The organism is Nocardia beijingensis NBRC 16342 (genome assembly GCF_001612785.1).
In the GTDB taxonomy this organism is placed as follows: domain Bacteria; phylum Actinomycetota; class Actinomycetes; order Mycobacteriales; family Mycobacteriaceae; genus Nocardia; species Nocardia beijingensis.
The window spans coordinates 1-12,273 of sequence record NZ_BDBC01000057.1; the positions used below are offsets into that span (position 1 = coordinate 1).

Annotated in this window: 14 protein-coding genes; 7 read left to right on the forward strand and 7 right to left on the reverse strand. The window is 68.9% G+C overall.

Features of this window, described 5'->3' with window-relative positions; genetic code table 11:
- Nucleotides 1-349 precede the first annotated feature (349 nt).
- Nucleotides 350-1,753 carry a class II fumarate hydratase gene (locus NB3_RS27750; RefSeq protein WP_067809273.1) on the forward strand — a complete coding sequence of 468 codons (1,404 nt, stop codon included), beginning with the start codon at nt 350-352 and terminating at the stop codon, nt 1,751-1,753.
- Nucleotides 1,754-1,832: 79 nt separating this feature from the next.
- Here NB3_RS27750 and NB3_RS27755 read toward each other — a convergent pair whose 3' ends face one another.
- The 4 genes from NB3_RS27755 to NB3_RS27770 form a co-directional block, all read right to left on the reverse strand.
- Nucleotides 1,833-2,690: an acyl-ACP desaturase gene (locus tag NB3_RS27755; protein WP_067809275.1), complete on the reverse strand. Its 858-nt coding sequence runs from the start codon at nt 2,688-2,690 to the stop codon at nt 1,833-1,835.
- 101 nt (nt 2,691-2,791) lie between these two features.
- Nucleotides 2,792-3,358, reverse strand: coding sequence for an LGFP repeat-containing protein (locus tag NB3_RS27760; protein ID WP_244892116.1), 567 nt, complete (start codon nt 3,356-3,358; stop codon nt 2,792-2,794).
- A 225-nt stretch (nt 3,359-3,583) separates the two neighbouring features.
- Nucleotides 3,584-4,969, reverse strand: coding sequence for an RNA 5'-3' helicase PhoH2 (phoH2, locus tag NB3_RS27765; RefSeq protein ID WP_067809277.1), 1,386 nt, complete (start codon nt 4,967-4,969; stop codon nt 3,584-3,586).
- Between the two features lie 266 nt (nt 4,970-5,235).
- A complete protein-coding gene (locus tag NB3_RS27770; RefSeq protein WP_067809278.1) occupies nt 5,236-5,604 on the reverse strand; it encodes a DUF488 domain-containing protein in 369 nt (122 codons plus the stop codon).
- An 86-nt stretch (nt 5,605-5,690) separates the two neighbouring features.
- Between NB3_RS27770 and NB3_RS27775 the strand changes: the two genes are divergently transcribed.
- Complete coding sequence (locus tag NB3_RS27775) at nt 5,691-5,963, forward strand: hypothetical protein (RefSeq protein ID WP_039800723.1); 273 nt, start codon at nt 5,691-5,693, stop codon at nt 5,961-5,963.
- 6 nt (nt 5,964-5,969) lie between these two features.
- On the opposite strand, the gene NB3_RS27780 is transcribed toward NB3_RS27775, so the two are convergent.
- Together NB3_RS27780 and NB3_RS27785 are read right to left on the reverse strand one after the other, a co-directional pair.
- Nucleotides 5,970-6,392 (reverse strand): limonene-1,2-epoxide hydrolase family protein, encoded by a 423-nt coding sequence (locus NB3_RS27780; protein ID WP_067809360.1) that lies wholly within the window; start codon nt 6,390-6,392, stop codon nt 5,970-5,972.
- A 23-nt stretch (nt 6,393-6,415) separates the two neighbouring features.
- A complete protein-coding gene (locus NB3_RS27785; RefSeq protein ID WP_067809280.1) occupies nt 6,416-7,126 on the reverse strand; it encodes a TetR/AcrR family transcriptional regulator in 711 nt (236 codons plus the stop codon).
- Nucleotides 7,127-7,237: 111 nt separating this feature from the next.
- On the opposite strand from NB3_RS27785, the gene NB3_RS27790 reads away from it, so the two are divergent.
- The 5 genes from NB3_RS27790 to NB3_RS27810 all read left to right on the forward strand — a co-directional run bounded on the left by NB3_RS27790 (nt 7,238) and on the right by NB3_RS27810 (nt 11,600).
- The gene (locus NB3_RS27790; protein ID WP_067809282.1) at nt 7,238-8,434 is read left to right on the forward strand and encodes an FAD-dependent monooxygenase; all 1,197 of its coding nucleotides are present in this window, start codon (nt 7,238-7,240) and stop codon (nt 8,432-8,434) included.
- 198 nt (nt 8,435-8,632) lie between these two features.
- On the forward strand, nt 8,633-9,019 hold the full coding sequence (locus NB3_RS27795) for a hypothetical protein (RefSeq protein WP_157112046.1): 387 nt from the start codon (nt 8,633-8,635) through the stop codon (nt 9,017-9,019).
- The gene (locus NB3_RS27800; protein ID WP_067809285.1) at nt 9,016-9,603 is read left to right on the forward strand and encodes a DUF3558 domain-containing protein; all 588 of its coding nucleotides are present in this window, start codon (nt 9,016-9,018) and stop codon (nt 9,601-9,603) included. The genes NB3_RS27795 and NB3_RS27800 overlap by 4 nt, the downstream gene beginning before the upstream one ends.
- Nucleotides 9,604-9,621: 18 nt before the next feature.
- Nucleotides 9,622-10,863 carry a hypothetical protein gene (locus NB3_RS27805; protein WP_067809286.1) on the forward strand — a complete coding sequence of 414 codons (1,242 nt, stop codon included), beginning with the start codon at nt 9,622-9,624 and terminating at the stop codon, nt 10,861-10,863.
- Nucleotides 10,860-11,600: an ESX secretion-associated protein EspG gene (locus tag NB3_RS27810; RefSeq protein WP_067809287.1), complete on the forward strand. Its 741-nt coding sequence runs from the start codon at nt 10,860-10,862 to the stop codon at nt 11,598-11,600. The genes NB3_RS27805 and NB3_RS27810 overlap by 4 nt, the downstream gene beginning before the upstream one ends.
- Before the next feature lie 13 nt (nt 11,601-11,613).
- Here NB3_RS27810 and NB3_RS27815 read toward each other — a convergent pair whose 3' ends face one another.
- Nucleotides 11,614-12,204, reverse strand: coding sequence for a TetR/AcrR family transcriptional regulator (locus tag NB3_RS27815; RefSeq protein WP_067809289.1), 591 nt, complete (start codon nt 12,202-12,204; stop codon nt 11,614-11,616).
- Nucleotides 12,205-12,273 lie beyond the last annotated feature (69 nt).

A 12,273-nucleotide genomic window follows, 5' to 3' on the forward strand; every position in this document is an offset into this window, starting at 1 on the left:
TCGCGTTTGCGCAACCACCGCTGGCGACTTCGTCGCGGACGCGGCGGCCGCGCAAACGCGAGCCGGGCCGCGAACGGCGCATGCTCGGTCTCGCTTCGCTCGAAACCGGGAGTGGGGGTCGGTGGTTCCGCAGTCTGGAACCGCGAGATCCGATGCGCGGCGTTCATGGCGTGCCCTCTTGCGGACCGATGTACCCGCGCATGTTCGGGACGCGGGTGCAGCTTCGGGCCAGGTGGCGCGGGTAGTCGGGAGAACGGTTCGTATTCCCGGGCGAAGGCCTGCCGGGGTGTGCGAATGACCTCAGGCGTGGCTGCCCCACGGGCCGCTGCCGCGGCATAGGGTCGGGATCATGAGCGAGGAGACGCAGTACCGCATCGAGCACGACACCATGGGCGAGGTCCGGGTTCCGGTGGACGCTTTGTGGCGGGCGCAGACCCAGCGGGCCGTGGAGAACTTCCCGATCAGCGGACGCGGCTTGGAGCGGGCGCAGATTCGCGCGCTCGGCCTGCTCAAGGCCGCGTGTGCCACGGTGAATCGCGACCTCGGGCTGCTCGATCCCGTGAAGGCCGATGCCATCATCGCCGCGGCGAACGAGATCGCGCGCGGCGAACACGACGATCAGTTCCCGATCGACGTCTTCCAGACCGGTTCCGGCACCAGCTCGAACATGAACGCGAACGAGGTGATCGCCTCGCTGGCCAAGGCCAAGGGCGTCACCGTCCACCCGAACGACGACGTGAACATGTCCCAGTCGTCGAACGACACTTTCCCCACCGCAACGCATCTCGCCGCCACCGAGGCGGTCATCACCGATCTGGTTCCCGCGCTGGAGCATCTGCGGCTGGCGCTGCTGGACAAGTCGACGGAGTGGCGCACCGTGGTGAAGTCCGGCCGCACCCACCTCATGGACGCGGTCCCGGTGACGCTCGGCCAGGAGTTCGGCGGCTACACCCGGCAGGTCGCGGCTGGCATCGACCGCATCATGGCGACGCTGCCGCGGCTCGGCGAACTGCCCATCGGCGGCACGGCGGTCGGCACCGGGCTGAACGCGCCCGACGGCTTCGGCGCGAAGGTGGTCGCCGAGTTGGTGCGGGCCACCGACATCGATGCACTGCGCGAGGCCGAGGACCATTTCGAGGCGCAGGCCGCGCGCGACGGCCTGGTGGAGGCGTCCGGCGCGCTGCGCACCATCGCGGTGAGCCTGACCAAGATCGCCAACGACATCCGCTGGATGGGCTCGGGCCCGCTCACCGGCCTGGCCGAGATCCAGCTGCCGGATCTGCAGCCGGGCAGCTCGATCATGCCGGGCAAGGTGAACCCGGTGCTGCCCGAGGCGGTGACCCAGGTCGGCGCGCAGGTGATCGGCAACGACGCCGCGGTGGCGTTCGCGGGCGCGAACGGCGCTTTCGAGCTGAACGTGTACATCCCGGTGATGGCGCGCAACCTGCTGGAGTCGATCCGCCTGCTGGCCAACGTCTCCCGGCTGTTCGCCGACAAATGCGTGCGCGGCCTGGTCGCCAACGTCGAGCACCTGCGCACCCTCGCCGAATCCTCCCCTTCGATCGTGACGCCGCTGAACTCGGCGATCGGCTACGAGGAGGCGGCGGCGGTCGCGAAGGAAGCGCTGAAGCAGAAGAAGACCATCCGCCAGACGGTCATCGACCGCGGCCTGCTCGACGAGAAGCTGACCGAGGACGAACTCGACCGCCGCCTCGACGTGCTGGCCATGGCGAAGGTGAAGAAGCAGGACTGACCCGCGCCGAAACGAACGCCACCCCGGTAGCCGTCTGGCTGCCGAGGTGGGCGTTCGATCGCTGCGTCGTGCTCGCGGTTCAGTCGCGCAAGTGCGCGAGTTCCTCGCGCGCCGACTCACCGTCCGGGCCGAGATCGGTGCGGGTGAAGATGTTCCACCGCTTCAGCAGCGGGGCGAACACCAGCTCCCCCTCCTTGGACCGGTCGTAAATGCCCGCCTCGGCGAGCACCACGTCGCTGCTGCGGCCGTCCGGCAGCGTCACCGTCGGAACCTCGAAGCCGGCGACCCGGTCGGCGATGGCCCGCACGGTCTGGTCGGGCGCCAGGTCCAGCGCGGCGGCCACCAGGTCGGCGAAGAACACCGACTGCAGTTCATCGTCCAGCGCTATACGCTCGGCGATGGCCGTGACCAGGGGGTTCTCGCCGAGTGCCGCGGTGTTGCGATGCCGGACCGCGCTGGCGGCCTCCTCGAACGCGCAGTTGGCCAGGACGTCGAGCAAGTGCATCGCCGGGCGGCGGAAGCCCTTGGTCATGTGCTCCATGCGCAGCCGCTCCAGCTCCACCGGATCGACGGACCTGGTCACCATGAGGTAGTTGCGGATGGTGATCTCGTGGCGGTTCTCCTCGGCCGTCCAGCGGCCGACCCAGCGCCACCACGCGCCGGTGCGCAGGTACTTGCCGATCTCGCGGTGATACGAGGGCAAGTTGTCGGCGATCAGCACCGAGACGGTCAACGCCAGCTTGGCGGTCTCGCTGAGCTCGGACTGCTCCGGCGCCCAGTCGTCGCCGCCGAGAAAGGCGAAGTTGCGCCCGTCGTCCCACGGCACGAAGTCGTGCGGCTGCCACCCGTCGGCGACATCCACGTGCTTACGCAGCAGCAGTTCTACGTCCACCGCGAGCGATTCGAGCAATTCGCGATCGGTCAGGAGAGTTTGCACCGAGACAACCTAGCGGCTTGGCCCGCGGAGCGGGGACGGATGGATGGGATTCACAGGCAACCGGGACCGCGCAGCGGTCCCGGACGCCGAATGTCTTGCTCCTATTTCGGCGTGACGGTGATAGTACCGTTCACCCACGTGATGGTGCCGCCGGAGAAGTCGCTCTGCTTGCCGCCGGGGATGTCCTTCTCGTCGCTGACCGGGTAGCCCAGCGGCCCCTGAGCGCCGCCGTTGTCTTCCCACGCCTTGCGGATCTCACCCCAGACGACGTGCGGTTCGCCGTCCTTGGCCTCGTAGATGGTGCCGCCGGCGAAGTCCTGGTACTCCCCGTCGTCGGGGCCCTTCTCCTCCGCTTGCAGCGGGAGGCCGAGCGTGCCGGTCGGTCCCCCGAGCTGCTCGTACTTCTTGTAGATGTCCCCCTCGACGCTGATCTCGCCTCCTGGCGTGGCGATCTTGGTGCTCTCGGCGGCTGTCGCGCCGGAGGTCCTGGTCGCGCTCCCTTCGGCGTGCGTGCTGGTCCCCTCGCCGTGCGTGGTGGTCGCGGCGCCGGTGGGGCTCACGGCCGAGGTGACCATGCCGGTCATGCTGGCCATGCCGGTCTTGGCGCTGTCGCCTTTGTCGTCATCGCCGCCGCAGCCGGCCAGGACCAGCCCTGCCGCGGCTAGCACTGCGGTGAATCCAGCCGTACCTCGAGCGAAGTGGTGCATGTCCATCCTCTCGCTGTGGGCTGCGGGCACACCACGGCTCCGTGACGACACCGCGCAGCCTCGGCCGATTGTCAGGCAATGACCCGGTGACCGCCGAGCGGCCACCGGGTCATACCGAGCTGCTATCGCGGCGGGTGATACCCACCGGACCTGCGGTGAAACGCGCCGTCGAACGGCGGCGCGCGATCAGGCGTTGGGGCCGTACTCCTCCAGCATCTCGGTGACCAGCGCCGCGATCGGCGAGCGCTCGCTACGGGTCAGCGTGATGTGCGCGAAGAGCGGATGGCCCTTGAGCTTCTCGACCACCGCCGCGACCCCGTCGTGCCTGCCGACGCGCAGGTTGTCGCGCTGGGCCACGTCGTGGGTGAGCACCACCCGCGAGCCGGTTCCCAGCCTGCTGAGCACGGTGAGCAGCACGTTGCGCTCCAGCGACTGGGCTTCGTCCACGATGACGAAGGAGTCGTGCAGCGACCGACCGCGAATGTGGGTCAGCGGCAACACCTCCAGCATGTCGCGGCTGAGCACCTCCTCCATCACCTCACGGCTGGCCAGCCCGTCGAGCGTGTCGAAGACCGCCTGTGCCCACGGCCCCATCTTCTCGCTCTCGGTGCCGGGCAGATAGCCCAGCTCCTGGCCGCCCACCGCGTAGAGCGGACGGAAGACCACCACCTTGCGCTGCGTGCGGCGTTCCAGCACCGCCTCCAGGCCCGCGGTCAACGCGAGCGCCGACTTGCCGGTACCGGCCCTGCCGCCGAGCGAGACGATGCCGACGCTCTCGTCCAGCAGCAAGTCGAGCGCGATGCGCTGCTCGGCGGACCGGCCGTGCAGCCCGAACGCCTCGCGCTCGCGCACCAGCTGCACCCGCTTGTCCGGCGTGATCCGCCCCAGCGCGCTGGAGCTGACGCCGAGCAGCCGAAGGCCGGTGTGGCAGGGCAGCTCTCGCGCTTCGTCCAGGTCGATCACCGACTCGGCGTAGAGCTGATCGATGCGCGCGGTGCTGACATCGAGTTCGACCATGCCGGACCAGCCGGAGGTCACCACGTCCTGGGCGTGATACTCGTCGGCGTGCAAGCCCACCGCGCTGGCCTTGACCCGCAGCGGAATGTCCTTGGACACCAACACCACTTCGCGGCCCTCGGCCGCGAGGTTGAGCGCACAGGCCAGGATCCGGGAGTCGTTGGTGTCGGTGCGGAAGCCGACCGGAAGGACCGCGGGATCGGTGTGGTTCAGTTCCACCTGCAACGTTCCGCCCTCGGTGCCGATCGGCACCTGCTGATCCAGCCTGCCGTGCTGCAGGCGCAGATCGTCGAGGTTGCGCAGAGCTTCTCGCGCGAACCAGCCCAGCTCGTGATGGTGCCGTTTGGCTTCGAGTTCACTGATGACCACCAGGGGTAACACCACGTCGTGCTCGCCGAACCGCGTGAAGGACCAGGGATCCGACAGCAGGACGGACGTGTCGATGACGAAGGTTTTGCCGAGTAATTGCGAGGGGCGGGCCCCCTTCGCGGCGGCTCCGCCTTTCGCGGAGCTGGAGTTCGCCGAGGGAGCGGAAACGGAGCGTGCAGCAGTCACGGTGGGCTCCTCTGTGTTCGTGCGGCACTCGCACGAACGATCTCGCTGGACCGGTCCGTCCTGATGGACCCGACGTTGCCGTCAGATGCCACGAGGGCCGGGCTCCGGCCCCCTCGTACTGAGTAGCTCAGTCACGGTCAGGACCTCCCGTACGAGCCACACCGCCGCGGCCCGCACACCCGACGCTACCTCCGATTACGGTGTCCGCGCTCAGGGACCGCGAGGCGTGTCCGTGAATTTGTGGTAAACCCGCACGTCACGCGGGTTCACCGGAGCACGTCGAGCAATACCGGAACATGGCTGCGCGCCGGATCCTGTACGGCCGTGAGCAATGTGACCGGACCTTCGGCGGCCAAGACGCGCAAATCCCGCAAATCTTGCTGAACCTCCGGAGCGGCGAGTTCGGCGCGGTACCGGTCGGCGAATTCCGGGCCGCGCGCGTCGCGGTCGGCGTGGAACCAGCGCCGCAATTCGGTGGTCGGAGTGATCGCCTTGGGCCAGCGATCGACCCGCGCTTGCGCTTTGGTGATGCCCCTCGGCCAGAGCCGGTCGACCAGCACCCTGGTGCCGTCGTCGGGGTCGGGGTCGTCGTAGACGCGCTTGATCCGGAAGCCGGGTCCAGGTTGCGGTGTCATAGCAGTCATCGCAGCACGGCATGCGAGCACCGACGGGATTCGCCACGCGGTCGCTGTCGCCCGATTCGGCGGATAGAGTCGCTGGTATGTCCGGTAACGAGGATTTGGAGAAGCTGTCGTCGAAGGAGCTGCACGACCGGGCGATGAAGCTCGCCGTGCGGCGCGGGGACGTGAAGTTCCTGTGGCGGCTGCTCACGTCGATCCCGGCCGCGGAGGCCGCCGCGGGCAATGTCGGCGAGAGCGAGGCGGACATCAAGTATGTGCTGCCCATGCTCGACGACTACGTCCACGCGGGTGACGGCGCGGTCGCCGAGGTGTTGCGACCGGTGTATCTGGACTATCTGGCCCAGCACTCCTGAGGCCGGTCAGCGCCGGGTGAGCGCCGCGCGCCACAGGCCGACCGCGGTGCCGCGCAGGAAGTTCTCCCAGCTGAAGTGGTCGTGCCACAAGATGATTCGGCCGTCGCGCAGCTCGAACGTGCCGGTCACCCAGAAACCGGTGCGCACCGGGCCGAAGCGCAGGTAGTCGGTGCGGTCGGTGAGCACGATGTCGCCGTCGGCGGCGATGTGGTGTATGTCGACCCCGAAGCCGAGCCAGTCGCGGCGCAGGCCGCGCAGCACGCCGCCGACCCGGCGGACGCCCTTCACATCGGGCAGCGAGGTGTTCTTCCAGACGATGTCCGGGTGCAGCAGGTCGATCGCCTCCTCGGCGGCGCCCATCTCCAGCGCGGCGAAGAACTCCCGCACGGTGGTGATCGAGTCCTGTTTCAGATCGGGTTCGTCGGTCATGGTCCGAGCGTAGGCCGCGCCGGTCACCCGCGGCGCGCGATGAGCACGGCCAGTCCGTCGAGAATCCGCTCGATGCCGAAGCGCAGCGCGCCCTCGCCGCCCGCCGCCGCGCCGCCTTCCGCGAACGCGGCCGCCGCCGCCGGATACCGGTCGGCCGCGGCGGCCACCATGTCGGCGAACTGACCCGCGAGCTGCTTCTCGAACGCGTCGGCGTCCGCCACCCGTACCTGCGTGGCCAGGCTGCGGGCGTGCCCGGTCAGCAAAACGATCGTGTCCAGCCGTTCGGCCGTGGTGAGCCCGGTTCCGGCCAGCGCGCCGAGTGCGGATTCCATCCATGCCAGCTCGTTCGGGCCCACCGGCCGTACACCCACCGACACCTCCAGTGACCACGGGTGGGCGCTGAAGCGCGCGTAGATCGTCTCGCACCACACGCGCAGCGGCTCGCGCCACCCGTCCTCCGTCGCTTCCACGCTCAGTTCCGGCGGCGCGCCGAGAGCCGTGTCCAGCATCAGCGCGACGAGTTCCGCCTTGCCCGGCACGTAGCGGTACAGCGACATCTTCGTGAAGCCCAGACGCTCGGCCAGCCGCTGCATGGACAGGTTCGCCAGCCCTTCCGCGTCGGCCAGCGCGATGGCCTCCGCGACTATCCGCTCCAGCGACAGCGCGGGTTTCGGTCCGCGTTTGGGCCGCTGACCGGTACCCCAGAGCAGTTCCAGTGTGGTCGGTGTCGGCATGCCCGAGATCCTTCCGGAGAACGTCTTGACGTGAAACTGTGTCTACCATACGCTGATCAGCGTCCATCGGATACAGTTTTCATTGGACACAGATTCGACGAGGAGAATCCCATGCGCAACACCACCGTTCTCATCTCCGGCGCGAGCATCGCCGGACCCGCGCTGGCCTACTGGCTGCACCGCTACGGCTTCGCGGTCACCGTCGTGGAGCGGGCCGCGGCGCTGCGCCCCGGCGGTCAGGCGATCGACTTCAAGGGCCGCACCCACCGCACCGTGCTGGAACGGATGGGCGTGCTGGCGGACATCGAAGAGCGAAGGACGGGCACCACCGACACCGTCTTCGTGGACGAGCGGGGCGCCGAATTGGCGCTGATGTCGGGGGAATTCACCGGCGGCGACGTGGAGATCCTGCGCGGCGACCTGTCCGAGATCCTGTACCGGCGCACCGCCGACCGGTGCGAATACCTGTTCGGCGATTCGATCACCGCGCTCACCGAGTCCCCGGCCGGCGTGCACGTCGAGTTCGAGCACGCGCCCGCCCGCACCTTCGACCTCGTCTTCGGCGCCGACGGCATCCACTCCAGGGTCCGCAGGCTGGCCTTCGGTCCCGAGCGCGACTTCGTGAAGCACCTCGGCTACTACTACGCCGTCGCGGGCGCGAGCCCGTGGAGCGGCACGTCCGCCGGGTCGCGCGAGCGGGTGGTCGCGCACGGCCACAACGCGCCCGGCCGTCTCGCGATCAGCGGCGGCCCCAAGGCGCAGCAGATGTACATGTTCGCCTCCCCCGAACTGGACTACGCCCGCGACGACAGCGCGGCCCAGCGGCGCATCCTCGCCGATACCTTCGCAAAGGTCGGTTGGGATGTGCCGCGGATGCTCGCCGAACTGCCCGAATTCGACGACTTCTACATGGATTCGATCGGTCAGGTCCGGATGCCCGGCGGATACACCAAGGGCCGTGTCGCGCTGGTCGGCGACTCCGGCTACGGGAACACCCTCGGCGGCTTCGGCACCGGACTCGCCGTGGTCGGCGCGTACGTCATCGCCGGTGAACTGGCTTTGGCCGGCGGCGATCACACCGTCGCGTTCGCTCGCTACGACGAACTCATGAAGCGATACGCGAAGATCGCGGGCAACAGCAACGCCGGTCGATTCCTGGCCCCGAAGACCGCGCGCGGCATCAAGATGCGCAACTGGTTCCTCGGTTCCCGGATGTTCGCGCTGATGACGAAATACAGCGACAACGCCGCCAACGACATCGACTTGCAGGACTACCCCGCTCTGGTCGCGGCGGCGGATGCGCGCTGAGCGCCGTCAGCAGGCTTGACAGCGATCGGGCTCGCCGCGCCCGCCGCCGCGCGGCACAACATCCCAGTTCGGAGCGGTCGCGCGGCCGAGGACGAGCGGCGCGACGGGGCGACCCGCGGATTCGGCTGTGTTTCGATGGAACCGGAGCGAGACAGGGCGCGTCTATAAGGTCAGACGGCACTGACGGAAGGGGCGGCGATGGCGGACAGCCCGTTTCCCGGGTACATCGAAGCTGCGAAAACCGGGGCGCTGCGGGTGCGGATGGACCCGCAGGCGTTCGTGGAGATCGATCAGGCGTGCCAGGAGTTGATCGATCAGCTCACCGGCGCCCGCGCGGACGCCCGCGAGCTCGGGGAGCAAACGCAATGGGGACTGGGCGAGAGCAACCCACGCCTTTCGTCGGCGATGGAACTGGTCAAGCTGTTCCGGGAGAAGGCGTTCGGCGGCCCGAACAACGCCTACGACACCCTGAGCGACTACATCACCGTCGCCGAGGACATCCGAGCCATGTTCAAAGCGATCTGCGATGCCTATCAGCGCACCGATGCCGAATTCGCGGCGAAGCTGCGGGAACTCGGCGTATGACCGGCAACGCGCACCCGACTCGCAGGCCGAAGGCCGGTCTCACCGCACTGGCGGCGATGGCGGTATTGCTCACCGGGTGCGGTGAAGAGACAACGTCATCGCACACCGCGACAACCCAGACGCGTCCGAATTCCTCGGTCGCTGAGACGAGCTCCGCCGCCGGTCCCCAGTCGTTCGATCCCTGCGCCGCTCTGACACCGCAGTTCCTGGCCGACCACCAGTGGGACGCGTTGCCGCCCGCGGCGAAACAGACCAACACCGGCGGCGTCAGCTGGAAGGGCTGCCGGTATGTCGCCCGAGCCGGGTACGGCCTGACCGTCCAGACAACCAACGGGACACTCGAGCAGGTGAAGGCGAAGTTCCCTTCCGCCACGAGTATCACGGTCGGTAACCGGAACGCTCTGCGGTACGAAGCGCGGCCCGACGTGCCCGGCGGCTGCACGGTCAACGTCGAGATGCGCGCCGGCTCGCTGTACATCCTCGTCGACGATCCCAGCGGCAAACACCCACGCAAGTTGTCGCCGTGCGACAACGCCACCGATATCGCCACAGCAGTCGCGCCGTTGCTGCCCGCGGGCAGCTGAACACCGGGGGAAGCGATCATGAGACAGACCGACGGCCGCGCGATCACCAATCCGGAGAACGCGCACAGTTTTTCGCACGCGGAGATCAAACAGGCCGCCGACGCGATGAATCCGGCCGCGCTCGACGGTGCGTTCGCCGCGTGGTCGGCCATCGCCGCGGCGGTGACGAACGCGGGCCAGCGATTCGAGGACGCGATCAAGAACGCGGTGGAACAGCACTGGGAGGGCGCGGCGGCCGACAGCGCGGTCCGCGGGGTGCGAGAGTACGCGGCGCGGGTGGGTGAACTCGGGGAGGCCATCGGCGCGCAGAGTCTGCCGTTGTCGGCGGCGGCGGACGCGGCGGCCAAGTTCAAGATCGCGGTGCCGGACCTGGTGGACGTCTCGGGCGGCACGGCCGATCCGGCACAGCGCAACTCGCGGGAGGAGCAGGCCCGCGACGAGATGAACACCCAGTACATCCAGCCGTACGGGGCCACCGCTCCGGGCATCCCGACGCTGCCGCCTCCGGTCGCTCCAGCTGCGGCGGCGCCGACCGGTGTAGAGCCCGGCGCGGGTTCGGCAACCGGCACCGGTTCGGAAGCCGACCCCGGAACCGGCACGGGTGTGGAAACCGGCACGACCGTCGACTCACAGGCCGTGGCCGCCACCCGCTCCCCGGATAGCTCCTCCTCCGGCGAGACATCTTCCACTGCGGACACCGCCTCCCCCACCGGTCCGGCGGACGACGGCCAACCGGAGGACCAAGCACCGGCGGCCGCCGAGACCACGCCGCAAACCGTCACGTCCCAGGCGATTCCACCGAACCAGGACACGACGGCGACCACTCCGGCATCCACCACGAGGACGCAGACAATCAGCCCGGCCACACCGGTCGTGTCCTCCGCGCCGCTGCCGCAGACGACACCCACCACCGTCACCCCGACCTCGTTCACCGGGAGGCCAACCGGCACGCCGAGCAGGCCGGGCGCACCCGGCACCGCCGGAATTCCGAGCACCTCGGACAACGAAGCGCGCGCGGGTACCTCGCGGCCCGCCCAGCCCACCGTCCCCGCCGCGGCGAACGGGCAACCCGCCGCACCGGGGCGCCCTGGAGCGACGGGAGCCGCGGGATATCCGGGCATGGTGCCGCCGCGGCTGCGCGGCAGGCGTACGGACGACGACGAGCACAACTCGCCGAAGTACCTGCGCACCGAGGAACACGCGAAAGAGTTGCTCGGCGAGGTGAAACCGACGGTGCCGCCCGTGCTCGGTGAGCAATGACGACCCAATGGACGCTGTCGGCCGAGCAGTTCGCCGCGGCCTGGTTCGGGACGGGCCTGGACCGCATGCCCTTTCCGTTCCGGTTCACCAGCCGCTTCCCCGGCCTGAACGAGTACCAGGCGTATCAGCGGCAATTCCGCGCCGAGCTGGGACGTGACGAGCGGCTGCCCCTGCGCGGCGCGATCACCACGCTGGCCGTTCCGGACTGGCGCATCGAGCTGTTCGGTTACGACAACACGTGCGGCGGCGTCGAACTGCGCGCGGTGGCCTGCGGCACCCGTAGCGGATCGGGTGTGCTCGCCGTGCAGTCGCCCGCGCCGGACGGCGGACGAGTCCGGTTGCGTCGCTGCCGGATCGACCAGCTCGCCACCGAAGTGGCGCGCCTGCTCCCGGAGGCCACGGCGGGAACCGTGGGCGAGAAGAGCTTCCTGCTCGACGATCTCAACGACGATCGCCCCGACGTATTCGGCAACGCGCCCGCCAGCCAGGCGAAAGAGCGTTACCGGCGCTTCTGGCGGCAGTCGTGCACCACCCGCGGCACCGCCGTCGTGCTGCTCGGCCCGCGCAACGCCGAACCACTGCGCACCGGCAGGCTCCGCTGGATCGACACGCCCGACGGCCGCTACTGCGAGGTCCCCGCGAACCGTGCCCTGATGATCCGGCCTGGCACCGGCGCCGATATCGCCCGGTATCTGGACGAGTCGATCGTCCGCGCCAAGGCGCGCATGGACAGATAGCTGCGGATCGTGACTACGCGCTTGCCGCGGCGAGATGGGCGGTGACGAGGATGTCGAGCAGCACGTCGAGATCCGGCCAGGGGAAGCTCGGGCGATCCTGACGCAGCATCACCAATCCGTGCAGGGCCGCCCAGAGGCATGTCGCGGTAGCGGTGGGATCGGCGCTGCCGGTGGCTGCCACCGCGTCGGCCAGGTGACGGAAAACCGGTAGACCGGGCAGTTGCGCATCGGTCGGCTCCCAGCCCGGAGTGCCCGCGGTCGCGAACAACACGCGGTAATGACCGGGATGGTCCAAGCCGTACGCGCAGTAGGCGCGGCAGATCTCGCGCAGCCGGGTGCGGGCATCGCCGTCCGGCACGGCCGTCAGCACGGCGCCGAACTCGGCGAAGCGAACCTCGTAGACCGCTGTCAGCAGCTCCCGTCGATCCGCGAAATGCAGATAGATGCTCTGCGGTGCGATGCCGACCGCGCGCGCGACGGCGCGCATCGACAACGACTCCTGGCCGTCGAGCGTCTCCAGCAGGTGGCTGGCGGCCTCGATCAAGTCTTCGCGCAGTTTGCTTCCCGCACCGCGCGGGTTTCGATTCCTCTTCGGCGGCGGCACCTTGACAGGCTAACAAGACGGGTGTCAACTAACAACTGTCAGCAGACAACCGTCTTCATAGGAACTCCG